The sequence below is a fragment of the Pseudoalteromonas lipolytica genome, assembly GCF_001306915.1.
GTDB classification, from domain to species: domain Bacteria; phylum Pseudomonadota; class Gammaproteobacteria; order Enterobacterales; family Alteromonadaceae; genus Pseudoalteromonas; species Pseudoalteromonas simplex.
In genome coordinates, this window is sequence record NZ_LJTC01000003.1 from 22,504 (window position 1) to 49,330 (window position 26,827).

At 40.1% G+C, this 26,827-nt stretch carries 28 protein-coding genes; 18 read left to right on the forward strand and 10 right to left on the reverse strand.

Annotation, left to right across the window (positions count from 1 at the left end):
• Window positions 1-94: 94 nt before the first annotated feature.
• Complete coding sequence (locus AOG27_RS05340) at window positions 95-1,006, forward strand: LysR family transcriptional regulator (RefSeq protein WP_054551981.1); 912 nt, start codon at window positions 95-97, stop codon at window positions 1,004-1,006.
• Complete coding sequence (locus tag AOG27_RS05345) at window positions 990-1,298, forward strand: MGMT family protein (protein ID WP_054551982.1); 309 nt, start codon at window positions 990-992, stop codon at window positions 1,296-1,298. Before AOG27_RS05340 ends, AOG27_RS05345 begins: the two co-directional genes overlap by 17 nt.
• Here the strand turns inward: AOG27_RS05345 and trhA are convergent.
• Window positions 1,295-1,924 (reverse strand): PAQR family membrane homeostasis protein TrhA, encoded by a 630-nt coding sequence (gene trhA / locus AOG27_RS05350; protein ID WP_054551983.1) that lies wholly within the window; start codon window positions 1,922-1,924, stop codon window positions 1,295-1,297. The two genes, AOG27_RS05345 and trhA, sit on opposite strands and share 4 nt — an antisense overlap.
• A 258-nt stretch (window positions 1,925-2,182) precedes the next feature.
• Between trhA and AOG27_RS05355 the strand changes: the two genes are divergently transcribed.
• The 15 genes from AOG27_RS05355 (at window position 2,183) to AOG27_RS05425 (ending at window position 13,395) form a co-directional block, all read left to right on the forward strand.
• Window positions 2,183-2,461 (forward strand): hypothetical protein, encoded by a 279-nt coding sequence (locus AOG27_RS05355; RefSeq protein ID WP_054551984.1) that lies wholly within the window; start codon window positions 2,183-2,185, stop codon window positions 2,459-2,461.
• A gap of 220 nt (window positions 2,462-2,681) precedes the next feature.
• The gene (locus AOG27_RS05360; protein WP_054551985.1) at window positions 2,682-3,260 is read left to right on the forward strand and encodes an LON peptidase substrate-binding domain-containing protein; all 579 of its coding nucleotides are present in this window, start codon (window positions 2,682-2,684) and stop codon (window positions 3,258-3,260) included.
• A 62-nt stretch (window positions 3,261-3,322) separates the two neighbouring features.
• Window positions 3,323-3,946, forward strand: a complete 624-nt coding sequence (locus tag AOG27_RS05365; RefSeq protein ID WP_054551986.1) for a sigma-70 family RNA polymerase sigma factor — start codon at window positions 3,323-3,325, stop codon at window positions 3,944-3,946.
• Window positions 3,939-4,589 (forward strand): ChrR family anti-sigma-E factor, encoded by a 651-nt coding sequence (locus AOG27_RS05370; protein WP_054551987.1) that lies wholly within the window; start codon window positions 3,939-3,941, stop codon window positions 4,587-4,589. The genes AOG27_RS05365 and AOG27_RS05370 overlap by 8 nt, the downstream gene beginning before the upstream one ends.
• A gap of 10 nt (window positions 4,590-4,599) precedes the next feature.
• Window positions 4,600-5,553 carry a YbgA family protein gene (locus tag AOG27_RS05375; RefSeq protein WP_054551988.1) on the forward strand — a complete coding sequence of 318 codons (954 nt, stop codon included), beginning with the start codon at window positions 4,600-4,602 and terminating at the stop codon, window positions 5,551-5,553.
• A complete protein-coding gene (gene phrB, locus AOG27_RS05380; RefSeq protein WP_054551989.1) occupies window positions 5,553-6,944 on the forward strand; it encodes a deoxyribodipyrimidine photo-lyase in 1,392 nt (463 codons plus the stop codon). Before AOG27_RS05375 ends, phrB begins: the two co-directional genes overlap by 1 nt.
• 1 nt (window position 6,945) lies before the next feature.
• Window positions 6,946-7,392: a nuclear transport factor 2 family protein gene (locus AOG27_RS05385; protein WP_054551990.1), complete on the forward strand. Its 447-nt coding sequence runs from the start codon at window positions 6,946-6,948 to the stop codon at window positions 7,390-7,392.
• On the forward strand, window positions 7,392-8,102 hold the full coding sequence (locus AOG27_RS05390; RefSeq protein ID WP_054551991.1) for an SDR family NAD(P)-dependent oxidoreductase: 711 nt from the start codon (window positions 7,392-7,394) through the stop codon (window positions 8,100-8,102). The genes AOG27_RS05385 and AOG27_RS05390 overlap by 1 nt, the downstream gene beginning before the upstream one ends.
• Window positions 8,099-9,355: an NAD(P)/FAD-dependent oxidoreductase gene (locus AOG27_RS05395; protein ID WP_054551992.1), complete on the forward strand. Its 1,257-nt coding sequence runs from the start codon at window positions 8,099-8,101 to the stop codon at window positions 9,353-9,355. Before AOG27_RS05390 ends, AOG27_RS05395 begins: the two co-directional genes overlap by 4 nt.
• A complete protein-coding gene (locus AOG27_RS05400; RefSeq protein WP_054551993.1) occupies window positions 9,348-10,097 on the forward strand; it encodes a DUF1365 domain-containing protein in 750 nt (249 codons plus the stop codon). Before AOG27_RS05395 ends, AOG27_RS05400 begins: the two co-directional genes overlap by 8 nt.
• A 4-nt stretch (window positions 10,098-10,101) precedes the next feature.
• Window positions 10,102-11,364, forward strand: coding sequence for an SAM-dependent methyltransferase (locus AOG27_RS05405; RefSeq protein ID WP_054551994.1), 1,263 nt, complete (start codon window positions 10,102-10,104; stop codon window positions 11,362-11,364).
• A complete protein-coding gene (locus AOG27_RS05410; RefSeq protein ID WP_054551995.1) occupies window positions 11,342-11,836 on the forward strand; it encodes a DUF2878 family protein in 495 nt (164 codons plus the stop codon). Before AOG27_RS05405 ends, AOG27_RS05410 begins: the two co-directional genes overlap by 23 nt.
• A 55-nt stretch (window positions 11,837-11,891) precedes the next feature.
• Window positions 11,892-12,389: a chalcone isomerase family protein gene (locus tag AOG27_RS05415; protein WP_054551996.1), complete on the forward strand. Its 498-nt coding sequence runs from the start codon at window positions 11,892-11,894 to the stop codon at window positions 12,387-12,389.
• Window positions 12,382-12,915 carry a DUF3833 domain-containing protein gene (locus AOG27_RS05420; protein WP_054551997.1) on the forward strand — a complete coding sequence of 178 codons (534 nt, stop codon included), beginning with the start codon at window positions 12,382-12,384 and terminating at the stop codon, window positions 12,913-12,915. Before AOG27_RS05415 ends, AOG27_RS05420 begins: the two co-directional genes overlap by 8 nt.
• Window positions 12,916-13,119: 204 nt before the next feature.
• On the forward strand, window positions 13,120-13,395 hold the full coding sequence (locus AOG27_RS05425) for an HU family DNA-binding protein (protein ID WP_036972004.1): 276 nt from the start codon (window positions 13,120-13,122) through the stop codon (window positions 13,393-13,395).
• Between the two features lie 82 nt (window positions 13,396-13,477).
• Here the strand turns inward: AOG27_RS05425 and ilvN are convergent, their stop codons facing one another.
• The 9 genes from ilvN to AOG27_RS05470 form a co-directional block, all read right to left on the reverse strand.
• A complete protein-coding gene (ilvN, locus tag AOG27_RS05430) occupies window positions 13,478-13,975 on the reverse strand; it encodes an acetolactate synthase small subunit (RefSeq protein WP_054551998.1) in 498 nt (165 codons plus the stop codon).
• Complete coding sequence (locus AOG27_RS05435) at window positions 13,975-15,699, reverse strand: acetolactate synthase 3 large subunit (protein ID WP_054551999.1); 1,725 nt, start codon at window positions 15,697-15,699, stop codon at window positions 13,975-13,977. Before AOG27_RS05435 ends, ilvN begins: the two co-directional genes overlap by 1 nt.
• 791 nt (window positions 15,700-16,490) lie before the next feature.
• Window positions 16,491-17,465 carry a transposase gene (locus tag AOG27_RS05440; protein ID WP_054552000.1) on the reverse strand — a complete coding sequence of 325 codons (975 nt, stop codon included), beginning with the start codon at window positions 17,463-17,465 and terminating at the stop codon, window positions 16,491-16,493.
• A 242-nt stretch (window positions 17,466-17,707) separates the two neighbouring features.
• Entirely contained in the window at window positions 17,708-18,715 is a 1,008-nt protein-coding gene (locus AOG27_RS05445) for an isocitrate dehydrogenase (RefSeq protein ID WP_054552001.1), read from the reverse strand.
• A 215-nt stretch (window positions 18,716-18,930) separates the two neighbouring features.
• On the reverse strand, window positions 18,931-20,628 hold the full coding sequence (locus AOG27_RS05450) for a hypothetical protein (RefSeq protein ID WP_152967116.1): 1,698 nt from the start codon (window positions 20,626-20,628) through the stop codon (window positions 18,931-18,933).
• A 6-nt stretch (window positions 20,629-20,634) separates the two neighbouring features.
• A complete protein-coding gene (locus AOG27_RS05455; protein ID WP_054552003.1) occupies window positions 20,635-21,018 on the reverse strand; it encodes a DUF3192 domain-containing protein in 384 nt (127 codons plus the stop codon).
• A 71-nt stretch (window positions 21,019-21,089) separates the two neighbouring features.
• The gene (gene xni / locus AOG27_RS05460; RefSeq protein ID WP_054552004.1) at window positions 21,090-21,863 is read right to left on the reverse strand and encodes a flap endonuclease Xni; all 774 of its coding nucleotides are present in this window, start codon (window positions 21,861-21,863) and stop codon (window positions 21,090-21,092) included.
• A gap of 11 nt (window positions 21,864-21,874) precedes the next feature.
• Complete coding sequence (gene ppnN, locus AOG27_RS05465; protein ID WP_054552005.1) at window positions 21,875-23,218, reverse strand: nucleotide 5'-monophosphate nucleosidase PpnN; 1,344 nt, start codon at window positions 23,216-23,218, stop codon at window positions 21,875-21,877.
• A 71-nt stretch (window positions 23,219-23,289) separates the two neighbouring features.
• Window positions 23,290-24,825, reverse strand: a complete 1,536-nt coding sequence (locus tag AOG27_RS05470) for a GGDEF domain-containing protein (RefSeq protein ID WP_054552006.1) — start codon at window positions 24,823-24,825, stop codon at window positions 23,290-23,292.
• Window positions 24,826-25,026: 201 nt separating this feature from the next.
• Here AOG27_RS05470 and AOG27_RS05475 point away from each other — a divergent pair, with 201 nt between their 5' ends.
• Window positions 25,027-26,808, forward strand: coding sequence for a M61 family metallopeptidase (locus tag AOG27_RS05475; RefSeq protein WP_054552007.1), 1,782 nt, complete (start codon window positions 25,027-25,029; stop codon window positions 26,806-26,808).
• The last annotated feature ends 19 nt before the right edge of the window (window positions 26,809-26,827 follow it).

Genomic DNA, 26,827 nt, shown 5'->3' on the forward strand with positions numbered 1-26,827 from the left:
CATAAATTTGCTGCAGGATACGCTGCAAAGATATAAAATAAAAATTATTAAATTTTAGAAACAGCATAAGTTTTATTTATATAGTTTGCCATTAATGAATTTAAATCAATTAATCATTCTAGATGCTATTGTGCAAAGCTCTAGTTTGAGCCAAGCCGCACTTAAATTGCATAAGACTCAACCTGCGCTCACGCTAGCGATTAAGAAGCTGGAGTCAGAGCTAGGTTTTGAGCTGCTAGACCGTAGTCAATATCGATTACACTTAACTGAAAAAGGCCGAATTTTTTATCGAGAAGCCCGACAATTGCTTAATGCAAACAGTGAGTTAAGCTCACTCGCTAAAGAGCTTGCATTAGGTAATGAGGCCAATTACAAAATATGCTACGAGCAACTTTGTCATCAAAACAGCTATAACCAAGTGATCAGTCGTACATTTAAACGTTTTGCCAGTACAGAGTTTAGTATTTCTTCAGGTAAACGTTTTGTATCTCTTGAGCAAGTTAATAGCCATGAGGCTGATTTAGGAATTGGCCCTTGGTTTGATTTGTTTCATGCAACAGGGGATCTCGAAAGTTTGCCAATTGGTAAATTTGATATAGGTATTGTCAGCGCGCCTGATGTGGTGCCAAGTTCAATCAGCTTTTCAGAAATTCAAAATTACCCGTGTTTAGCCATGTTTGAAAGCGACTTGAGCTTTGATAGCGATAGGCTTTCTTATACCTTAGGCTCTGCATTAATGAAAATTGACGATATAACCAGTGTTAAGTCATTTTTACTTTCTGGTGCGGGCTGGGCAATGATCAGTTTGCAGCATTGCCAAGCCGAAATCGACGCTGGTTTATTGCAGCAAATTAAAATTGTCGATCGTGAACACCAGTTTGGCGCAGAAATTCGTGTATTTAGACAGCACTCGGTTCATCATGGCCCTGTTGCAAGAGCTATTTGGCAAGATTTTAGCGAGGTCAGTAAACACTATTTGGAGTCGAGTCGTGCAGCAGGCAACTAAAGAAGATTTAATTTACACCATTATTTGTGCCATTCCTGAGGGAAAAGTTGCCAGTTATGGGCAAGTAGCAAAGCTTGCAGGATACCCTAATAACTCAAGGTTAGTGGGCAGGTTATTAAAAGTAATGCCCGAAGGCTCAAACATTCCTTGGCATCGGGTAGTTAATAGCCAGGGTAAAATATCGTTTCCCGAAGGCAGCAATAAACACCTCGAGCAACGACAAAAACTACTCAGTGAAGGTATTACCTTTAATAAAGCTAAAATTAATATGCGCCTGCACCAGTGGGACTAATAAACATATAAACTAATTGATAGGTAATGACAAACACAGCCAACTAACACGAATACATGCCAAATAGCATGGCTGTAATGGCGGGTTTTAGCGCTGTAAAACACAGTGCCTAAACTGTAGGCAATCCCGCCAGCTAGCAGCCACCATAAAGCGCTTAAATCAAGGTTCAAATAAAGTGGGTAAACAAGTGCTAAGGCAAACCAGCCCATCAATAAATAGGTAGCGAGAGAGACTTTTTTATTCGTGTTTTTGACCAGTAATTTATACGCAACCCCACTAAGCGCTAAAGACCAAATAAATACCAAAGCGGCAATTGCCCAAGCCCCAGATAACGAAATAACTAAATAAGGCGTGTAGGTACCGGCAATAAGCAAGTAAATCGCACAGTGGTCACATTTTTTATAAATGGCTCGTATGCGCTCTCTGGTACTGGCGTGATATAAGGTCGAGGCTAAAAATAATACCAGTAGACTTGAGCCATACACGATGGCGCTCACCGTAGCTGACACAACTTTAGATTGTGAAATTAAGTCCCATAGTACATATACCGAAAACAGGACTCCCATGCCGTGAGTAAGCACATTAAGTTGTTCTTCTTGGTGTGAATAAGGGAGTTGTTCTGTCATATCTATCTACTAAAAATGAGTGAATAAAACAGTTTCAGTGTACAAGTGTGCGCTGAAGTTGGCAATGCTTATTTTTTCACTAAATGTTGGTCAAAAAATTTAAATTCATTGGTTATATTAACCAGTCCTGAATGAGGTTGAAAATTAAAATTATATTTAAATCGTTAAAAATCAATTAATTAAAAAATATTTTCAGTGTGGCACAACCTTTGATTAAGTAATTACGACTAATTACTTAAAGAGACAAGGAATACCACTATGAATAACTCACTTAAATTAACTACTGCTGCGTTACTTGTATTAGGGTCAACTCAAGCAAGCGCTACTGACTTTGAATTAGATATCAGCAACACCATTACACAATCTGTTAAAAGCTATGTTCAACAAGCAAGCATTGAATTGAAAGAAAGCGTAATGAACAGCATTGAGTTTGATGCTCAAAAGTTACTAGATACTTACATGAGTGAAGATGCAATTGCTTCGAAAGAAGAAGAGTTAAAAATTGCTCAAGCTCCTAAAGCAACAAACAAGCAGTAAGGAAACAAGACAATGAGTAGTGAAATCAGCTTATTTTTACTTATGGTTGCACCGGTTTTGAGTTTACTCAGTGCGTATGCATCAATCGAATTATTTCGTAACGTTGCGCAATGGTTCAACTTCTAGAGTACAAAGTAGATATTAAGATTTCATGAAATATTGATCGGCGGATTAAAAACGCACGTAATTAAAGGCATGTGGTTTTAGAATAGTAGACTTTATGAAGCGTGCGATTTTTCCTTTACCGGTTTTTATTTTACCTGAAGGGTTCACCAAGCTAAGAATTTTTGAGCAGCGTTACTTAACGATGGTCAAAGAAGCGGTACAAGATAATACAGGTTTTGTGCTGTGCACTTATCAACACGATACAGATCTTAACTTGCCCGAAATAGGTTGTTTAGTGCAAATAACCGACTTCAATCAAGATGATAGTGGCCAATTACTAATTGATGTTTATGCTGAACATGCCGTGTCTATGCATAACGCGTATCAGGATAAGCAGCAATTACGCCATGCTGACATCGAACTAATTACATCTCCTTCATGGTATGTAAACACACCAATCAATGACGAAAACACTCTATTGAGCGACACGCTTCGTGCTGTGTTTGCAAATCAGCCTGATTTAGCTGACCTTTATAAAACCCCACAATTTGATAACCTTGCTTGGGTTGTTGCCCGCTGGCTCGAAATTTTGCCTATTTCATTAGTTAAAAAACAACAACTTGCCTTTAAATCTAATTTTGAAAACTTGCTAAGTTTCCTCCATACTTTAATTAACAACGAATTTACTGATTAATGTGATCTCACATCAACTTTTTGGCGTATAAGTTTTTACGACAATAATTGGATGACACAAAGATGGTAAGTCAACAACTTCAAACCGGTTGTAAACCTAACACAGGTCAATATTCTGCCATGCCAGATACACCAAGCAAAGAGCTTGCTGATGCCTTATTTGCTGTAGCAACGCACCGTGATAAGCGTGCGTTTGCTGTGCTGTTCCAATATTTTTCGCCGAAAATAAAACGTTTTGGGATCAAACAATTTGGCTCTGAAGCGCAAGCGATGGAATTAGTTCAAGAAACCCTTACCTCTGTATGGCGTAAAGCGCATCTTTATCACAAAGAGAAAGGTGCTGCGACAACTTGGGTGTATACCGTGATGCGTAATGCTTCTTTCGATATGCTCAGAAAAATGAAAAGCAGCAAAGAAGAGTGCATTAGTGAAGATATCTGGCCATTGATTGATGAAGCCGAGCCAGGCCAGCATGAATTTAGTGACCATTTAGAAGATAAACAGATTAAACAATACCTTGATAAATTACCCCTTGCGCAACGTGAAGTTGTGCGCGGTGTATATTTCCAAGATATGTCGCAAGAACAGCTTGCTGAACATTTAAATATTCCCGTAGGCACAGTGAAGTCTCGTCTTCGCTTAGCCTTGCAGAAGTTACGCAATGAAATGGGAGATCACCATGATTAAGCACCATCCTAGCAACGAATTACTTGCCAAGTTCAGTGAAGGTAATTTACCTGCCACTTTGAGTGTTGCAGTCGCTATTCATGTTGAAATGTGTCCTGTGTGTCAAAAAGAGCTCGCTGCGCTTGAAGCGAAAAATGCAGACAATGTATTTACTGAATCAGCTACCGACTTGGATGATATGTTCGATCAAACACTTTTTGATGCCATCACCGCTGATGAAACGATTGATGAAGTGTACGAGCAAGAGCAGGTATCGGTTAATGTTAAAGACAAAACCTACACCTTACCCAGAGCGCTCACGCGTATTGGCCACAGCAAGTTTATGCAAATTGGTAAGCTTGCCCGCTCTCGTATTGATTTAGAGGATGGTCCATTACGAGCAAGCTTGCTTCATATTGATGCGGGTGGTGAAATTCCAGATCACACACATACAGGTTTTGAGCTCACTTTATTATTAGATGGGGAGTTTAGTGATGAAGACGGACACTATGTTCCAGGTGACTTTATGATGTTAGATGGCCGGCACAATCACACACCAAAAACGATTGAAGGGTGCTTGTGCTTTACAGTTGTAAGTAGTGCCCTACACTTCAATAAAGGTATTAGTAAATTACTGAACCCAATTGGTAATCTTATCTATTAGTAGAGTTTATATGCAGCAATCGACAATTAAAATTGGTTTAAGCGCCTGCTTAGCAGGCGACAAGGTTCGCTTTGACAGTGGGCACAAAAAATCTAATTTTTGCATGGATGAGTTGGCTAACCATGTTGAATATAAAAAGTTTTGTCCTGAAGTAGCGGTAGGGTTGCCAATCCCTCGACCAACTATTCGTCAAGTGCGTGTTGGCGATACTATTAAAGTGTGCCGCCCAGATGGCACTGGCGATGTTGGTCCTAAGTTAACAGAATACGGTAAACGCGTTGCCACAGAACAAACGGCAGAATTAAGTGGCTTTGTATTTTGCGCGAAAAGTCCTAGTTGCGGTATGGAACGAATTAAAATCTACAATGAAGCGGGTACAGGTAACACCTCGGAAGGCGTTGGCTTTTTTGCAGAGCAAATAATGGCACATAACCCATTGTTACCATGCGAAGAAAACGGTCGTTTAAATGATATGCATCTTCGCGAAAACTTTGTAATGCGTGTTTATACTTACAAGCATTGGCAAACATTAAGCGAGCAACCCCTCACAGTTCATCGATTGACTCAGTTTCATGCCCAATATAAATACTTATTGATGGCACACAACTACGAGGCTTACCGTAGTCTGGGGAATTTGCTTGGCACTTTTGATGGCGAAGATATCCAAACTTTGGCTGATGAATATATTTTAGGGTTAATGACAGCCCTTAAAAAGCCAGCTTCACGTAAAAATAACGCAAATACCTTAATGCATTTGCAAGGTTATTTTAAAAAATCGCTTTCTAAGATTGAAAAGCAAGAACTACGTGATGCTATCGATGAATATCGCCAAGGCTTAGTGCCACTATACGTACCACTTACGCTAATTAAGCATCATTTAAAAGTGCATCCAAACGAGTATCTTGCTAAGCAAGTGTATCTTGACCCCTATCCGAACGAATTAAAACTACGCTACGGAATTTAATGAATACATTATTTTGGTTTAGGCGCGATCTGCGCCTTTTTAATAACGACGCCTTGTATCATGCAATCGAAAATGGTTGCAGAAATGCGGTATTTTTTATTACTGAAAAGCAATGGCAAAAGCATGATGTGGCTGCTATCCAGCTAGATTTATTAAAGCGTAGGCTTAGCTTCTTAGGGGAGCTTTTAGCTAGCAAAGGTATTGAATTACATATTATTGATGCAGCTGATTACGCAGGCTGTGTTGAAAAGTTAGCGTCCTTTTGCGAGCAGCATCAAGTAAAAAATGTCTACGCTAACAACGAATATGAGCTTAACGAGGTAAACCGAGATAAAGCCTTTTTACAGCACGCTGACAGCTATGGGGTTGCTTTTTACGCATACGACGGCGATGTGATTGCGCCACCGGGAAGCATCAAAAATCAAAGCGGCGAAATGTTTAAAGTATTCACGCCATTTAAAAATGCATGGTTAAAAGTTTATCAAGACACCCACTTTTATTTTGCTGAGCCGCCACAGATGTTCGAGCCAATTGAGTGGCAGCCAAGTGAGTTATTAGCCTCAGACGGCAGCTCAGAAAAATGGCCTGTTGATGATGAAACACTCAGCCACGTTTGCGCGCGCTTTATTGAAGAAAAACTCGCAACATATCAAGACCAACGAGATATCCCAAGCATTAAAGGCACCTCGGGTTTAAGCCCATATTTAGCCCTTGGCATTATCAGCGTTCATCAATTATTGGCACTGATCCAACAGCGTCACCCTGATGTACTCCGTAGCAGTAAAAGTAACTTGTTTTGTTGGGTTAACGAATTGATTTGGCGTGAGTTTTACCGTCACCTTATCGCGATTTATCCAAACCTAAATAAGTACGAAAATTTTAACGATAAATACAACGCTGTGAAATGGCGTGATGATGACAGCGACTTTAAAGCATGGTGCGAAGGTAAAACAGGCTACCCGTTAGTTGATGCTGCAATGAGGCAGCTTCTGCAAACTGGCTGGATGCATAACCGATTACGCATGGTGGTTGCGAGCTTTTTAACCAAGCATTTATTAATTGATTGGCGTAAAGGCGAGCGTTTTTTTATGCACCACCTAATAGACGGCGACCTTGCATCTAATAACGGTGGCTGGCAATGGGCTGCTAGTACAGGGTGTGATGCTCAGCCATATTTCCGAATTTTTAACCCTATCACCCAAAGCGAGCGGTTTGATCCAGATGGTGAATTTATCCGTAAATATTTACCAGAGCTGGAAAAAATACCTGCTAAGCAAATCCATTTTCCGCATGATTATCTAGCGAAACAGGGTAAGTCGAGCAGTTATTGGCCAGCAATTGTTGATCATAAAGCCGCACGAGAGCGAGCGCTTAACGCATTTAAGGTGTGACATGGACAAGGCGATCCTTGATAGGTTTATTGATGTTTATCAAACACTCAATAAAGACAATTTACAGTTACTGAATGAAATCTATCATACAGATATTCATTTCGCAGATCCCTTGCATGCGGTAAATGGTCTTGGGGAACTGCGTGAATACTTCAAAAACCTTTACGCCAATGTACTTTCTTGCGAATTTGTTATTGAAGACAGCTATGTTACTGAAAATACCGAGGGCAAAGACGACATCGCGTTTATCTATTGGACTATGCAATATCGACATCCAAAGCTTAACAAAGGCCAAGCAATCTCGGTTGCAGGCCATAGCCGTTTAAAGTTTGCTGGCGATAAAATAATTAATCATCGCGACTATTTTGACGTAGGCGCTATGCTTTACAGGCATATTCCCGTGCTTGGCTCGGCTGTGAAATACATCGATAAAAGAGCGAGTGCATAATGACGACATTAATTACAGGTGCAACTTCAGGTATTGGCGAGTCATTAGCAACGCTTTATGCAGACAATAATGAACAGGTCATTGCATGCGGTAGAAATTCAGAAAAGCTTGCTAAATTGAGCCAACATCAAAATATTGAGTCTTGCCAGTTTGATGCAACAGACCTTCAAGATATTCGTTCGAGCACAGTGGCTTATACGCAATTTGACCGGGTTATTTTAAATGCTGGCAATTGTGAGTACATTGATGATGCTCGCAATTTTGACAGTAGCTTGTTTGAACGGGTAGTCACGACCAATCTGCTCAGTATGGGCTATTGCCTTGAGGCGCTATTACCAAAAATAAAGCCCGGTGGTCAGCTGGTGCTCGTAAGCTCTAGTGTGACTTATTTACCCTTACCGCGCAGCCAAGCATATGGTGCGTCTAAAGCCGGTGTAAGTTATTTAGCTAATAGCTTAGCGGTTGATTTAAAAGATATCGATGTCACTTTAGTTCACCCTGGTTTTGTTAAAACGCCGCTGACTGATAAAAACGACTTTCCTATGCCTATGGCGGTGAGTGCAGAAAAAGCGGCAAATTATATTTATAAAGGGGTCGCGAAAAGGCGCAAAGAAGTGCACTTTCCGCACCGTTTTACCTTCATTTTAAAATTTTTAAGAATGCTTCCTACGCCACTTTGGCTGAAGCTTGCAAAAGGATTATCACGTTGAAAAAAGTGGCTGTTATTGGATCTGGCATAGCGGGTTTAAGCTGTGCGCACCTATTGCATAAACACTACGATGTAACCGTATTTGAGAAAAACGACTACATAGGTGGCCATACTGCAACCATAGACGTAAAAGTTGATGGCGTTGAGTACGCTGTTGATACAGGGTTTATTGTCTTTAACGACCGAACTTACCCATATTTTGAAAAACTACTTAAGCGCTTGGGCGTTGAGCGTCAGAAAACCCAAATGAGCTTTAGTGTGCATAACGAACAAACAGGCTTTGAATATAACGGTCATACTTTTTGGAGTTTGTTCGCACAAAAACGCAATATCTTTCGCCCTAAATTCTGGAAACTTTTAAAAGACATTGTTCGCTTTAATGATGTGTGTAAATCATTACATGCTGAAAAAAATTACAAAGCAAATCAAACTCTAGGTGAGTTTTTAGACGAGCATGATTTTAACGAGTTTTTCCGTTTTCATTATATCTTGCCGATGGGCGCTGCTATTTGGTCAACAAGCATTAAAGAGATGGCGCAAGTTGGCGTAGAGTTTTTTGTTAAGTTCTTTTATAACCATGGTTTGTTGGACATCACTAATCGTCCGCAGTGGTATGTTATTCCGGGAGGCTCTCGCGAATACATTAAACCTATGATCCAAGGTTTTGCTGATAAAATTCGTTTAAATAGTAATATCAGCTCGGTATCTCGAAAAGATGACAATGTGCATGTTCATTTTGATGATGGCCACAGTGAATCATTCGATAAAGTTGTGTTTGCTTGCCACTCAGATCAAGCTTTAAAGCTGTTATTAGACCCAAGCGAAGACGAAAAAAGTGTTCTCTCAGCGATACCTTATACGGCTAATTCAGTGGTACTACACACTGATACTACACTGCTACCAAAACGCAAAGCCGCATGGGCGAGTTGGAATTATCTGTTAAATAACAACACAGATAAAGCTGCTGTTGTAACTTATCAGATGAATATTTTGCAAGGGATTCAAAGCGATACGCAATTTTGTGTCACGCTTAACCACCTTGATGGCATTAAAAAAGATAAAATTTTACGCGAGTTTACTTATCATCATCCGGTATTTAATAAACAGTCGATTGCCGCTCAACAGCAAAAGTCTCTTATTGACGGTAAAAATAATAGCTATTTTTGCGGTGCTTATTGGTACAACGGTTTCCACGAAGATGGTGTAAGAAGTGCTGTAAACGTGGCAAAGCAACTCGGAGTCGAGTTTGAATAGCGCCATTTATGTAGGTGATGTTCGCCATAGGCGCTTTGCCGTAAAAGAGCATCACTTTAAATACCCGCTTTATATGATGTGGGTCGATTTAGCTAAGCCTGATGAGCTTAATGGAGTTCATCCTTGGCTTGGCTTAAGTGGTTTCAAGGCGCTTAAATTTAATCAGAGCGACTATTTTAATTATCAAACCGATATGCAGTTGCCACTCAAGCAGCGTGCACTTAACAAAATTAAAGAGCTTGGCATTGACGATGACTTTACCCATGTTTTTATGCTCGGACAGGTGCGCTGTTTAGGAATTTATTTTAGCCCGGTTAACTTTTTCTTCTTCCAAACTAGTCATGGCGAGTTCACTCACATGCTTGCTGAAGTCAGCAACACGCCCTGGAATGAACGTCATTATTATGTCGTACCCCTTGAAAAAAAAGTGAACTTTAAAAAGGTTTTCTCCGTATCACCTTTCATGAACTTAGATATGAACTATCATTGGCATATTAGAATGAATTCTGATAACACCATGATTCATATTGAAAATAAAAAAGACGACACTCTTTTGTTTGATGCAACCCTGCGTTTGCAAAAGCAGCCTCTCACGAAAGAGCAGGTTAGTGCCGTGCTTAAACAGTTTCCGGCTATGACGTTAAGTATTTTTAAAGGTATTTACCTTCATGCTTTGAAGTTGTTTTGCAAACGTGTGCCATTTATTGGCCACTCGGGCAAACAAGAGAATTCAACTAGGTGATGTGATGGAAAAAGTATCAAATTTAACACAAGCCCAAACGACCGGCTGGATGACAAAGCTTTATAAAAAACTGGTAATAGGTGCATTCAACAGTATCAACATCGGTTGCATTACTCTTAAAGAGGGTAACCAAACAGAGCAATTCGGTGACATTACAAGTGATTTACACGCAACGGTCACGGTAAATGATGCTGCTATGTATAAGTCATTTGCGTTATCTGGCAGTGTGGGTGCCGGAGAGGCTTATATTCTTGGCTATTGGGATTGTGACAAACTCACTAAACTTATTGAAATATTTGCCCTTAACCAAGATCAGCTAGATGCATTCGAGAAAAAATTTGCCTTTTTAAGTGGCATTGCGCACCGAGTTAATCACATTAAAAATAAAAACTCAGCAAGCGGTTCAAAAAAGAACATTGCGGCGCACTATGATTTAGGCAACGATTTATACAGTGCATTTTTAAGTGACGAAATGTTGTATTCATGTGCTGTTTACCCGTCAAAACAAGCTAGCCTTGAACAGGCCCAAGCGCACAAACTCGCATTGATTTGTGAGCAGGTTGATTTAAAACCCGGTGATTCGGTGATTGAGATTGGCACAGGGTGGGGCGCCTTTGCGATTTATGCAGCAACACATTTTGATTGCCATGTAACAACGACCACCATTTCTGATGAGCAACATGCTTATGTAGAACAAAAGGTCAAAGAGCTTAACCTTGAGCATAAAATAACGTTATTAAAGCAGGATTACCGCCTCTTAGAGGGCAAGTACGATAAGCTTGTATCAATTGAAATGATTGAAGCTGTTGGGCATGAGTATTTGCCTGGCTTTTTTGCAAAATGTCAGTCTTTATTAAAAGACAGTGGTGCAATGCTTATTCAAGCAATCACCATAGCTGATCAGCGTTATAGCCATTACCTTAAAAATTCCGATTTCATCCAGCAGTACATCTTCCCGGGGGGGTGTTTGCCTTGTTTAGATGAAATGAATAAGCAAATAAAGCAGCAAACAGACATGGTTGTGCACAGTGTAAAAGATATTGGTGTTCACTATGCAAGAACTTTGGCTGATTGGCGCGAGCGCTTTGTCGCTAGCTGGCCTGAAATAGACAAAGTGAAATTTGACCAGCGATTCTATCGTTTATGGTTATTTTATTTAGCTTACTGTGAAGGTGCGTTTAGAACCCGTGCTATCAGTACCGTTCATTTAGTTGCCCGTAAACCTCGTTTTGGTCATTCTGGCGATGATATCGCGCTCGATTATTAACTTTGTTTTGTTTCAAGGAGTCTGGTTTATGGCCTTACTCCTTGAACACAACTCTCTGATACCCGCTTTAACTGTTGTCGCTTTGATGATTTATCTATCAAAGCAACGCCAGCAAGATAGTTGGCTACTCTTATGTGGTTTGCCTCTCGCACTGGGCTATGAATGGCTTGCCAGCAGCTTAAATTTACTTGCCTTTAAAGTAAGCCCTTTTCCTCTATGGCTTGCTGTACTTTGGGCTGCACTACTTTTAACCATTAATACTTCGATGCACTTTCTACAAAAGCTGCCTTGGTATATTGCTTGGGGTGTTTGCGCGCTATTTGCTCCTGCTAGTTACTATGCTGGAATGCGCTTTGAAGTGCTTAATACTGAGCTCGTTCTTTGGCAGTTTTGGCTCGTTTATGGTTTGGGTTGGGCAAGTATGTTTATGGCGATAATCGCTATTAATAAGCGATTTTTAGCGGCTAAATGATCAGTTTTAAGTGGTTTTCCGTAGTGTTTGATAACACAACTTTAAGGATTATTCGATGAAACAGTCACTTAATTTAAGTTTATTTGCTGCGTTATTGTTCTCTGCGGGCGTATATGCAAATGGCTTTAAAACGGTGGGCCAAGCGAAAATGGAGTATCTGTTTTGGGATGTTTATAACGCTAAATTAGAGACCCCATCGGGTTCGTATCAGTTTGGCCAACACCCCAGCAAACTTACACTGACTTATTTGCGAGATTTCGATGCGAAAGACATCGTCAAAGCAACCAACGAGCAATGGCAACATTTAAAGCTCAATGACATGGTTGGTGCTTACGATAAACAATTATTAGCCCTTTGGCCTGATATCAAAAAAAACGATTCGTTGTCGTTTCAAACCAACGAGCAAGGAATTGGTACTTTCTACTTTAATGATAAAAAGCTAGGTCAGATCGATGATAATAGATTCGCTGACAACTTCTTAGCAATTTGGTTAAGCGCCGACACGTCTGAACCATCACTTCGTAAACAGCTTATTGGAGGGAAACATGATTAAGCTCAAAGCACTCTTTATTTTTGCTATGGTACTGTTAATTACCAGCTGCTCTGCGCCAGATGTTGATTATTATCACGGAACAGAGCCTAAGTTTGACTTTAAGCAGTTTTTTAGTGGTGAGCTCAAAGCCTACGGCGTTGTGCAAGACCACAAGGGCGAGTTAACTCGTAAGCTGGTAGTTGACATGCAAGCATCTTGGAACGGCAATCAGGGAGTGATTGACGAGCAATTTGTTTATGATGATGGCGAAACGCAAACCCGTGTTTGGTACATCACCATTAATGATGATGGCAGTATCACAGGAACAGCATCAGATGTGATTGGCGAAGCAAAGGGTGAGAGCAATGGAAGCGTGTTCCATTGGACATATTCTGTTGAGCTTCCATATGATGGTAGTACTTTAGTGGTAAATTTCGATGATTGGATGTACTTGGTAACACAATCACGCTTGATAAACCGTACCGCTATTGATAAGTTTGGCTTTGAGGTCGGGGAAGTTACCTTGGTTATCGAGAAAATTGAATGATGGTTTGGCTATCATAAAATTTTGTGATGGAAGTTAAATTAAGTCTTTATTAATACTGATGTCACTAACCTTGTGATTGATAGTTAAATAGTAGTCATTTTTGAATAAATTACGTAAAAATAGCAATTTGCTGTTGCTAACTTCTCAAAAATGCATAAAGATAGGTTTTGCGAAGGCAAAATAATAACGAATAGGAATCTAACAATGAATAAAGCTCAATTAGTTGAAAAAATTGCTACTGATGCAGAAATCTCAAAAGCGGCAGCAACTCGTGCACTAGATGCATTCACTGGCGCAGTTACTAACTCTCTTAAAGAAGGTAACTCAGTAGCATTAGTTGGTTTTGGTACTTTCTCAGTAAAAGAGCGTGCAGCGCGTACTGGCCGTAACCCACAAACTGGTGCAGAAATCCAAATCGCAGCAGCAACTATCCCAAGCTTTAAAGCGGGTAAAGGTCTTAAAGACCAAGTTAATCCTTAATAGGATAACTTACTAATTATTGAAAAAAGGGCTTATAGCCCTTTTTTTGTATCTTGCGTTTTGTCGCGCTAGCGAAAAAGGCTTATGCCTTTAACGCTTTATCACCACGACCAATACCAACCGCACCTGAACGTACAACTTCAATAATGTCTGATTCGTGACGCAGGGTATCAAGGAAAGATTCAATTTTTTCTGTGCTCGCTACGAGTTGTAGTGTGTAGCTGTGGCGCCCCATATCTAAAATAGCACCTTGGAATACATCAGCAACACGCGTTACTGCTGCTCGAGTGGTTTCATCTTGGGCAAAAACTTTCACTAATAATAGCTCACGCTCGATGTGCGCCATTTCGGTTAAGTCAATAATCTTAAGAACATCTACAAGCTTGTTCACTTGTTTAGTGATTTGCTCAACGATGCGATCATCACCCATGGTTGTAATGGTAATACGCGAAAGAGAATGATCGTCAGTCGTGCCAACAGTCAGGCTATCGATGTTGTAAGCGCGCTGTGAAAATAAGCCTACAATGCGCGATAACGAGCCAGGTTCGTTTTCTAATAAGATTGATAAAATACGGCGCATTATGCTTTTACTCCTTTACGTAACCACATATCATCGACTGCCCCTAGCTTGATTTGCATAGGGTAAACATGTTCTTTTTCATCTACACAGATGTCTAAAAATACCAGTCTGTCGTTAATAGACATTGCTTTTTCAATAGCAGGCTGAAGCTCATCAATATGATCAACACGAATACCTACGTGGCCATAGCTTTCTACTAATTTCACGAAATCGGGAAGTGATTCCATGTAAGAAGATGAGTGACGACCTGAATACATCATATCTTGCCACTGACGTACCATGCCCAGTGAACGGTTATTCAACGACACAACTTTCACAGCTAAATTGTATTGTAAGCAAGTTGATAGCTCTTGAATGTTCATCTGAATTGAACCATCACCCGTCACACAGATAGACTCTTTATCAGGGAAGGCAAGCTTAACGCCCATTGCCGCAGGTAAACCAAAGCCCATGGTGCCTAAGCCACCAGAGTTAATCCATTGGCGAGGGTGTTTAAACGGATAATACTGAGCTGCAAACATTTGATGCTGACCTACATCAGAGCTGATGTAAGCATCACCATTGGTTGCTTTGTAAATTGCCTCGATAACCGCTTGTGGTTTGATTTTATCGCCATCAGTGCTGTAGCTTAGGCATTTTTGTTCACGCCAGCTAATGATTTGACGCCACCAGTCTTCTTGTGCAGAACGATCAATTGAAATAGGGCTCTTATCAATCGCCGTTTGTAACTGCTCAAGCACTGTTTTCAAGCAGCCAACAACCGGGATGTGCGCTTTAATTGTTTTAGAAATTGAGGTTGGGTCAACATCAACATGAACGATAGTGGCATTAGGGCAGAACTTTTTAACGTTATTCGTTACCCGATCATCGAATCGAGCACCTAAAGCTAAAATAACATCAGCGTTTGCCATGGCTTTATTTGCCTCAAGGCTACCATGCATACCTAACATACCAATAAAGTTAGGGTGAGTACCGCTGATACCACCTAGACCCATTAAGGTGTTAGTGATTGGCGCGTTTAATGATTCAACCAAGTGAGTTAGTTGCTCAGAGGTATTTGATAGAATAATGCCGCCACCTGAGTAAATAACCAGTTTTTTAGCTTCTAAAATTGCGTTCACTGCTTTACGAATTTGTTTTGAGTGGCCTTTAGTGTTCGGGTTATAAGTTCGAAGCTCAGTTGTTTTTGGAAATTCGAATGGGAACTTTAACTCAGGGTTAAGCATATCTTTAGGTAATTCAACCACAACCGGACCAGGGCGGCCTGTGCTGGCTAAGTAGAATGCTTTAGCTAAGATTGTTGGAATATCTTTTGCGCTTCGACAGTTATAGCTGTGCTTTACGATAGGGCGAGAACAACCAACAATATCAGTTTCTTGGAATGCATCATCACCAATTAAACCAGTAGGAACTTGGCCAGATAACACCACCATTGGGATAGAATCCATGTACGCTGTCGCGATACCTGTTACACAGTTTGTAGCGCCAGGGCCAGAAGTTGCTAGCACCACACCGACTTCACCGGTAGCACGGGCATAACCATCAGCCATATGAGTAGCGGCTTGTTCGTGACGTACTAAGATATGTTCAATATCTTCTTGTTGAAATAACGCGTCATATAAATCAAGAACAGAGCCACCTGGGTAGCCAAAAATATACTTAACATTCAATTCTTTAAGTGCCCGAACAACTAGTTCGGATCCATTGTATTCAGTTGTACTCATCCTCATTCCTCTGTGTGTGCAAGCATAAATGCATAAAAAAACCCCCGCATATGGCGGGGGTTTTTTAAAAAGCGTGCTTTCACCTTTTAATAGCCTCCCGCTGGGCTTGTAACTAAGACCAGTACGAGAACGTTGACGACTAAAAGGTGACGGCGAATATTCATTATTTTTTAATTTTCTTCTAAAAAATGCACAGCCGACTAGATGGCTGCTGTTTAAAAAATGTTAGGAGTATTTTTAAGCATTTTGGAAACTGATGTCAACCGCAAATGTGGCTTTTTGCATTAATTTTTCTTTATTTGAGTTTTTTGATATTTTTGTTGCATCTAGATGCTTAGCTGTCATTGTTTTGGGGTGTAACTATGCATTGAATTGTTCGTGTGGAAAATGGCTAATCAAACCAATAGATAATACATTTACGTTACTGTCTTGCATAACTTAGCTACTATCAGAATGGTTTCTTTTTTATAATTAGACACCCACTTTAACACCTCACTACCATAAGGTTTGGATATTTTTAAATAGACACCCAACTTATTTTTAATCTGTTTAATGAGACACCCAGCTTATTTTTAAAAAGATGTAGCTTAAGTAAGATGTGAATTATTGAGAACAAGCTGAATTGCCAGAAAGAATAGTCATTTTTCATTGTTATTTATTAAATTTCAGCCTTATGTGCTGAGTTAATTTTTAGTTTTACATACTGGTCAGCGCTAGTTGCAAAAGTCGTTATGCTCCTAGAATTAAAAGGATTGGGTTTGCAAGGTTGATTTCTAGTGTAGAATGCGTAACTAAGTAAATAAGGCTAAGCTATTAGCTATAGAGCTTCTTCGTTTTCGTTTCATATGATTTGTATAAGCTGTGATAGCTTGTTCTTTACCTGCAGTATTTTTAAATGAGCGGGTAAAGGAAGTGGTGAGTGTAAGCCAGTTATCAATACAAATATTTAATCGTTCAAGAATTGGTAATGCATCTTCTGGGATTTTCCCTGGTTTATCTTCTCGTATTGAGCGGCCAGTCCAATCGACCAGTTGTAGGTATGTTTTGAGCTCAAAAGGTAGTCCGTTAGGCATATGTTTACGTGGTTTACCTGCAAAACGCATAAGTGATTTTGGTTGCTTATTGTTTTGAGCTGCATTAATTCTAGATTTAATACTGGTGTAGTCAGATTGCTCAGGTAAATCAGCCGCTTTCGCTCTAACAGGATTTAAATCTACATAAGCAAGGCAAGCTGCAAGAGCTGCTTCATCAAGTAATGCTTGTGACTTAAAGCGACCTTCCCAAAAGCGTCCTTTACACTCATCTTCTTGATTTGCTTTTCGAGCAACACTCTCATTAAGAACGCGCATAAACCAACTGATGCTACTGAGCCTCTCTCGATATAAATTTACTCTGGTATTAACCGCAGCGAGCTCGGTTTGTGTTAGCAATTCGCCATTTAAGAAACGTTGGCAAAGGAATGTACTTTTAAATAACTTGTGCCATCTAATCAGAATCGCTTTATTATTCAAACGCTTTGCTTTTGCTATATCGATATGAAGTACTAGATGAGTATGGTTACTCATAACCGCGTAGGCGCAAATATCAATACAAAATATACGACCAAGTTGAAGTAGTTTCTTTTCAACCCAATCGCGCCGGTGTTCATACGAACGACCTGTTAGTGGGTCTTGCCCGCACAAATAAGCGCGACGAACGCAGCGTGAAATACAGTGATAGTAAGGCGTGTTTGAAACGCTAATTAAGTTTCTACGAGGGGTTGCCATGCTCTTCTCCTCCATGAGTTGATCAGTGTAAGTTTAGTCATAATTTTGAGAAGTGAGAAATATTAAATTGGATGTCTGGTTAGTATATTGAAAGAATAAATGTGGGTGTCTAGTTTTATGTGTTTAAATCTTGTTAGATAAAGTGGGTGTCTGGTTAAGTGGGGTAATAAAAAAGCCAGTCGTAGACTGGCTTTTACTAGGTGGTTAATGGCTAAGTTTATTAGCCCCAAACAAGTGTTCTATTATAGACGCTCAATTACAGCTTGAGTGAAGTCTGTAGTACCGTGGCTGCCGCCTAGGTCGCGAGTTGTACGGTCGCCTGACTTGATAACATCAGCAACTGCGCTGCGGATGCGCTCTGCAGTGTCGCCCATACCTAAGTGCTCTAACATTTGGATAGATGCTAAGATCACCGACGTTGGGTTTGCAAGGTTTTTACCTGCGATGTCTGGTGCGCTACCGTGTACAGCTTCGAAGATAGCAGCATCTTCACTGATGTTTGCGCCAGGAGCCATACCTAAACCACCAACAAGACCAGCACATAGGTCAGATAGGATGTCACCGAATAAGTTTGTAGTAACGATTACATCAAACTCATCAGGAGTCATAACTAGTTTCATACAAGTTGCATCAACAATCATTTCGGTTGATTCGATTTGTGGGTAACGCTCAGCTACTTCACGTGCCACTTTTAAGAATAAACCAGATGTAGATTTAAGGATATTCGCTTTGTGTACAGCAGTTACTTTTTTACGGCCTTCACGTACCGCTAGTTCGTATGCAAAAGTAACGATTTTTTCTGCACCTTCACGGGTGATTTTTGACATTGCTTCAGCTTCGTTACCATCTTCAGAAACAACTTGGCCAAGACCTGAGTACATACCTTGCGTGTTTTCACGAATAGTGATGATGTCGATGTCATCGTAACGAGCTTTTGTACCTGCAAATGACTTAACAGGACGAACGTTAGCGTAAAGGCCAAACTTTTTACGTAAAGTTACGTTGATCGAAGTGAAACCTTCACCAACTGGTGTTGTTAATGGACCTTTTAAAGTGATCTTGTTACGCGCGATTGTGTCAATTGTTTCTTGTGGAAGTAACTCACCAGTTTTTTCTAGGGCAGCAAGGCCAGCATCAACGAATTCATAATCAAAATCGCAACCTGCAGCTTTAAGGATCTCAAGTGCTGAATCAATAATGCTAGGACCAATGCCGTCGCCTTTGATCACTGTGATGGTTTGTTTAGCCATTTACTTTTCCTATTTATGAGTAGATAAACACGTAAACTTATCGCGAAATAGCATGCGATTTACTTGTTAGAGGGTTTACGTGGATGTGTTTGAAAATTTAAGCGGCTTTTATAGCAATTTATTCAGCTTTTTGCCAGTTTATCCTGTGAATACTGACTATAAATAGACTAAAGTTCATATTTATTTAACGTTTTCGCACTTTTTAACAACACAATCTAAAAATTGTCTGCAAATTCACAGTTTTTGAGATATGCATAAAAATCTGCTTTTGATTGCCATCCAGCGGCCGATAAACTATCGAAAATAATTTGTTCCTGCCAACTACTAAAAAGTGCTTTTGGCTGAAAAACATAATAAGTAAATAGCTTAATCGCGACCCAATGTTTTTCATTAATATCGAGAGTTTGTTTTTTATGTTGCTCACTACCAAGTAAATGCTGTGTCCAATTGTTATCGCCAATTAGTTGATTTAAATACGCCGTTAGTGGTTCTTGGTTTAACTGACTAACCCCAAACAAACAGCCAAGAGGAGGGCTAATCACTTGTTTTTCAGCTTGCTCAAATACCGTTTTACGGGAAATACTGGTTGCTTGATGTTCACAAAGATAAAGAACATAGGCATACAATGGCAAAGCAACCTGCTCAAATTGAATTGAATCGATGTGTTTAAATAACGCTTGGATAATACGTACCATGTTCTCAAGGCGCTTAGAGATATGCTGAAAAAGTGGGTGAGAGGTGGTTGCGACTAAGCGTTGAAATAATACTTTTTGAATAATCGCAGGGGCGTTATCGTATCCGACCATAGATAAACAATGGCGCAAGTCTTTAGCTCTTTGCTGCTCTTTATTATAGGGTTTAGCGGCAACAGTGAGCTGTGTTATTAATTCAGGGTAGGGGCTTAAAAGCTTATTTAAACCTTGATAGCTATATTCTTTTGATACTTTTAATGCACTAATTAACGTTAAATATTGTTGCCTACGTTGCTCATTTATTGGTTGTGGCTCAGCAAAACTTATGTTCTCACTAAACCATACTGTGTAGAGCAAGCGAGTATCTTTACAAGGCCTTTGCTTAGCGCAAGTCGTTAAGCTTGCCTTGATGCGATGCCAACGAATTTTTTCAGGGCGACTCACATCGACTAAAATATGACGACCATGTCCATCTGTCGCTAAATAGATAAGTACTTGTTCGGCATATTTTACTTCACTGGCCGGAATGTAAGGGCCAATATGCGCAATCAGAGCTTTTATGGCATTTTGTGCAAATTCGTTCGGTGTACGCAAATATATATCAGCTAAGGCTTTGTACACGCTTATATGCCCACCTGACTCGCGATAAGTCGTATTCATCGCAATAATATTAGCCAAAGCAACTAAGGTTGTTGCACCATCGTAAATCATAATTTTTGGTGCACTGAGTAGTGCTTGTTTATACTTATTTAAACGCGCTAATAAGTGCTGAATAGGTAGCGTATGCGAGCCTGACTCTTTTAGAAGCTTTGCTGCTAATTGATGACGGCATTGCCAAAGTTTTTTATCTTGCGGGGTGAGTGCTTTACTTGCTGCTAATTTATTACTTTGCGATTGCACACACAGGTAATTAGCTAAGCAGCAACTAATAATTTGCTCACTAATAGCTTGGTTGTAATTAAGACTACGGCATAAAATGCAGGCTACAACACATTGGTTTACGACTAAATTTGTGGTGTAGCCGTGGTTCGCTACATACAAGCTTAATTGCGCTTGCATCCCTTTTGGGTAGGCTTGGTATAATAGGTAGTACCGCTCAGCAAGGTTACTTAATAAAGGGAAGATTTGAGACCATTTTTGCTTTTGATGGTAAAGTTTAAGTAATTGGTGCGTACTATCTAATAAGCGCGCTAGCTCCCGAGGGGTTACATTTTCCATCATAAGCGTTTAGGTTTCTTGTTGATAGCTTTCATAGGCACTTGGCCCCCATAACACCAACTGACCATTCTTAAAAAGTAGGCCCGTGCACTCGTCTATTGTCGTTATTCCATCGGATTTAACGTGCTGAGTGCGGTAAAAAATTATTTGCCAAACATTGTCTTCGGTGCGTTTTGCATAGGTTAGATCGGGGCTGCCTAAATAATCAAGCACCGCATTTAGATTTTCAGGTTTATCAACAGACAGCTTTGCAATATATCGCTTATTGAAGGCTTCACGGTCTTGCCAGATCATGGCTTGCGGATCATCTTTATAAAAAGTGATCACGAGGGTTGCTATGAGTGCATAAACACCTAACCCAAGTACCAGATATTGGAAAACCTTTTTAAACATGTGTAACTCTATAAAATTAACGCGAATTTTCAGTATACGCTCAGTTGGCCAACTGTGCTACGAGATTGCGACTAATTGAGCCTTAGCTGCTTTAAACTAAAGCCTAAGTTAATATCAGTACGCAGCATAACGAGGTTTTTTGATATCACAAACATCTCCATTTCTGAGCTTAGCTTGCGTTTAAGAGTAGGGTTTAGCTCATCGTCGTTTATGGCCGCTTCTATCGACTCATAATCATTAATTAATTGCTGTGCCGACTTATTACCGATCCCTTTAACACCAGGAATATCATTGGTTTTATCGCCTGCCAAAGCCCAAAAATCAGCAAGTCGATGCCTGGGTACATTAAAGCGCTGTTTAATATCTTCAACTTCAATGTATTGCTTTTTAAAGTAGTCATAGATAGCTATTTGTTCAGATAAAAACGGCAAAAACCCTTTATCGGTAGACACGATAGTCGAAGCTACATTATTAGATGCGGCCTTGTAAGCAAGAGTAGCAATTATATCGTCGGCTTCATCATTATCAGGTGAAAACACCACAATGCCAGTGTCTTCAATTGCTTGTTTAAAGCGTGATAAGTTTTGCTTGAGGGTGTCAGGCATTGGTGAACGAGTGCTTTTGTAGGCCTCAAAGTAGTGATAACGCCAGCTTCTTTCACCATCAAACACGGCAATCGCGTGAGTCGCATTCGTTTGCTGGCGTAACTTTTTGCAAGCATGTGCCACTCGGGCACAGCTTGCTTTTATCATATGCTCTTCACTGTGATGACTCTGATTACTATCAACAGCATAGATGCGCCTAATAAGATTTAGCGCATCTATTAAAAGTAATTGGGTTGTCACATAGTCTCCTGTTAAGCTTTGATCTCATAGCAAGGTATGTACTTACTGCCAGGCAACTTCATACGACCTTGATCTACAAATGCTGCCAGCAGCTTATCCATATCAGCCATTAACGAAGGCTCACCACTGAGTACAAAGCGGCCATGTTGTTTGATGGCTTGTAGACCTTCGTCTTTAACATTACCTGCAACAATGCCTGAGAATGCTCGGCGTAAGTTAGCTGCGAGTTGCTGAGTTGGTTGATCTAAATGTAAATCTAAGCTCGACATATTAGCATGAGTTGGTGCAAACGGCTGTTGGAAATCATGGTCGATTTTTAGCGTCCAGTTAAAGTAGTAAGCGTCACCTTGACTCTTTCTGTATTCACGCACATCAGCCATTTTCGCTTTGAGTGTTTTACCCACACGTTCAGGGTCATCAATAATTACTTCAAATTTCTCAAGCGCCGCTTTACCGAGTGTTTTCTCAACGAATTTACACAGCTCAATAAAGTAGTTTTCACTTTCTTTAGGTCCAGTTAAGATCACTGGTAAACATTGTTTTTCGTTATCAGGATGCAACAAAATACCTAAAAGGTATAACAACTCTTCTGCAGTGCCTGCACCACCTGGGAAAATGATAATGCCATGTGCGGTACGAATAAATGCCTCTAAGCGCTTTTCGATATCGGGTAAAATCACCAATTCATTTACAATCGGGTTAGGTGGCTCAGCGGCAATAATACTTGGCTCGGTTAAACCTAAGTAACGATTATCTGTAATACGCTGTTTAGCATGGCCGATGGTGGCACCTTTCATTGGGCCTTTCATTGCACCTGGGCCACAACCAGTACAAATGTTTAAGCCACGAAGGCCGAGTTCGTAGCCAACCTGTTTTGTATATTTGTATTCAACTTCGTTAATTGAGTGGCCGCCCCAGCAAACTATCATGCTCGGATCACTATTCACTCTCAGTGCGCCTGCATTTCGCAGCATGTCGAAGACCATATGAGTAATGGTTTTTTGCTCTGTTAAGTCTTTTTCGTATTTTTGACAAATAAACAGAATATCGCGAATAACCGAGAAGATATGTTCATGTATACCAGTGATAATTTCGCCATCAACAAAAGCGGATTCGGGTGGGTTTTCGAGTTCAATTTTAATACCGCGCTCGCGGCTTAATAAGCGAATATCAAAGTCTTCGTATTTATTGTAAATTTCAGAGCTTGAATCGGTGTGGCTGCCCACATTGAGAACCGCGAGCACACAGTTCCTAAATAATTTATAGCGCTCGCTGGTGGATGACTGTTCGAGTAGATCAACTTCTAGTTGCGATAGTAAATCCAGTACACCTGTAGGATTCAGTTGTTTTAACATAAGCACTCTCCTGGCTCATCTATGAGCCTTTATCATTGTGTGTCAAAGACCTCACCATTGAGATAAGGGCTTTATTTGCTAATGCAAACTTTATTTCGTCCTTCATTTTTTGCTTTGTACAGAGCATCGTCGGCACGATCAAAAGCAATCAGCGGGGTATCACCTTTTTTAAGTTGGGTAGCACCAAGAGAAATAGTGATTTCTACTTGCTTATCTTTAAATTTAAACGGTATTGCCTGAATATTTTTGCGCAGTTTTTCAAGAGAGCTAACTGCATTTTCAATAGACATGCCTGTCATTAATAACACAAATTCCTCACCACCGTAACGGGCAATAAAGTCTGATTTACGAATTGATTTTTGTAGTGCTTTAGCAATAACTTGCAATGTTTTATCGCCAGCACTGTGGCCATACCTATCATTAATAGATTTAAAGTGATCGACATCAAGCACCACAAATGTCACATCAGACTCTTGGATGTTAAATAAATGAAATTCATGATTAAAACGTTCATCGAACGCGGCTCTGTTTGGTAGCTTTGTTAAACCATCAAGTAAGCTTTTATAGCGTTGTTCATTTAACCGTTTTTTGTAAGTTGAGAGTTTGCTTTCTAAATGACTTATTCTTTTATTAATGTCGTTAAAGCTATTTAATAAATGCTCTCTTTCACTCTGTTCTAATTTTTCTTTTGCTATTAAATCATCACTTAATGATTTTAACTCTTCTTCGACTAGCTCTTTGAGGGACGATATTGACGTTGCTTGTTGCGTCTGAGTATTAAGGTTTTTAATTTTTGCTTCTATTTGCTTATTTAGCGACTCGTACTCAGCGCTAAGTGACTCAGAATGTTTACTGGTTGAAACAATTGAATGATGTAAATCTTCAATTGTTTGATTTAAAGAGATCAAAAAACTCTGTGCTGATTGACGCTCTTTACTCATATTACGAGTAATAATCGTGATAATTTTTAGAGCAGAATCAAGTAAATCATCAATACAGTCGTTATGTGTAATGTTATTCTTTACTGCTTTGATTTGTTCAGCGCTTTCATCCTCTAAAACGAGATCATTTGCTAGGTTAAGTAGTTCGGCTGCAAGCTGGGGTTTAATTTGTGATTCAGTTTCACTTTTTGTCGAAAGCTTTGCCTGTAAAGCTTGATGATAAATTATTACCAGTTTAGATAATAAAGGGATAAAGTCATGGTTAGATTGGATGTTATTTAACTCATGATCAAGCAAATGGCGTAAAGAACGACGGGCATCATCCGGTAAACCTTTTACTTTTTGTAGCTGCTTTCCTGCATCATTGACACTGTTGTTAAGTTCGCGTTGTAAAGCAATTTGCTTTGCTTCTTGGTGTTTTAATAGCCCTAGAACATCATCAATAAAAGGTGAAAGAAGGTTAAAGTCAACCCCTTTTTTCAGAGCACTTCTAAACTTAGCGAGGCGATTATCTAACTCAATATCTAAGCCCTTACAACTTAGAGATAACTTTGCAGCAAACTGAGAAAGAACCTCAACTTGGTGTTTGCGTGCATCCTCAACAACCGTCCGGGCATCGATTGCTTGTTTTAACTTTTTATTAAGAAGATCATGCTGTTGCTGCACCGAGTAATACCGCCGTTATTAATCAACTGTCTATAAGCTAAGTTTACAACAAAATAGTACGAAATGTAGGTTCCAAGTCAAAAACTTAGCCATTTTGTCTATCAAACTTGTTGCAATGGCTGTTTATCGGTTTTTAATTCACATTTTTTATCGCAATTGTTAGTCTATTTCGTAATTTTGATAGTAATAAAAAGAGTTGTTATGAAAAAGTTTTTGGCCATGTCTATTTTGGCGGCCTGTTCTAGCAGTGCGTTTGCAGATGTAAACTACTCACTGTCTATTACTCAGCCTGAACACCACCTAGGTAATGTAAGTGTTGAGTTTCCGCAAACAGCACAAGCACATTTAGATATTAAACTTCCTGCTTGGCGTACTGGTCGCTACGAAATTTTAAATCTTGCCAATGGCGTGCGCTTTTTCGAAGCAAAAGATGATGATGGTAAAGCATTAAAGTGGGAAAAAATTGACCACAGCACGTGGCGTGTTCACCTAAACGAACCTACTCAAGTCAATGTTGATTACCAAGTTTACGCTAACGAGCTAGGTAAACGTGCTCGTCATATTGATGACAGCCATGCCTTCATTGATGCATCAGGCTTTTTCATGTTCAGTGAATCATTCCGTCAAGATCCAGTTAAAGTTGAACTAGATGTACCAAAAGCATGGCGTTCAGTATCGGGTATGGAAAATGCGGGCTCTAAACACAGTTTTAAAGCCGCTGATTACGATATTTTAGTTGATTCACCAATCGAAACGGGTATCAACGAGCTACACAAGTTCACCGTTGATGGCCGTGAATATGAGTTAGTTATTTGGGGTGAAGGCAACTACGACGTAGATCAAATGCTAACTGACCTTAAAAAGCTAGTGACAACCGGTAATGTAATTTGGGATAGCTACCCGTATGAGCGTTATGTATTTATGGTGCATGCTACGTCAGGAGCAGGCGGTGCAACAGAGCATTTAAACTCAACAATTATCCAGCGCCCACGTGACCGTTTTGGTTCTCGTAAAGATTACCTTGCGTTTATCAGCACCGCAGCACACGAATTTATTCATACTTGGAACGTAAAAGCATACCGCCCTAAAGGTATCGCACCGTACGACTACACCAATATTAACTACGCGAAAACATTATGGATTGCAGAGGGCTCAACCAGCTACTTTGAAGATCACTTAATGGTGCGCGCTGGTATTGAAACAACCGATGAGTTCTTCGGTACGTTAACAAAAACCGTTAATCGCCACCTACAAACACCGGGTCGTGAAGTACAAAGCGCAACTGAAACCAGTTTTGATAAGTGGATTAATCAAGGCGGCGACCACGCTCGCAACTACAGCACTAATATCTATTTAGAAGGTGCGTTGATTTCAATGGCACTCGATATTGATTTGCTAGAAAAAAGCGATGGCAAAATTAGTTACCGCGATGTACACCGTGCGCTTTATAACAAGCACCGTTTACCAGATGGTTTTACGCCAGATGATGTTAAAGCGATTTTAAAAGAGCTTACTGGTCGTGATTACAGTGCTTGGTGGCAAGCGAATGTGGACGAGCCAGCTGCTATCGACTTTGATTTGTTACTTGCAAAAGTAGGCTTAGGTTTAATTCGCCCAGAAGGCGCAAAATCAGTACCGAGTATTGATTCGTTTGCTAAAAACAGCGGTGAGTTATTAACCCTAACGCATGTTCGCCGTGGTGGCGCTGCATGGCAAGCGGGCTTAACAACGGATGATAAAATCGTCGCGTTTAACAAAAAGCATGTGGGTAAAGATTTAACAGCCAGCCTCGAAACGTTCAAAGCAGGCGACACAGTGACTGTTGATTTCATTCGACGCGATGCACTGCAAAGCACAACGCTAACACTTAGCGAAGATTTTGATAAAGAGAAAAAGGTCAAAGCATTAAAAGATGCAACACCAGCTCAAATGGCATTGTTTAAAGCATGGATGGGTGTTGACCACCCAAATCAAGCTAAATAACAGCCAAGCTAAATAAATC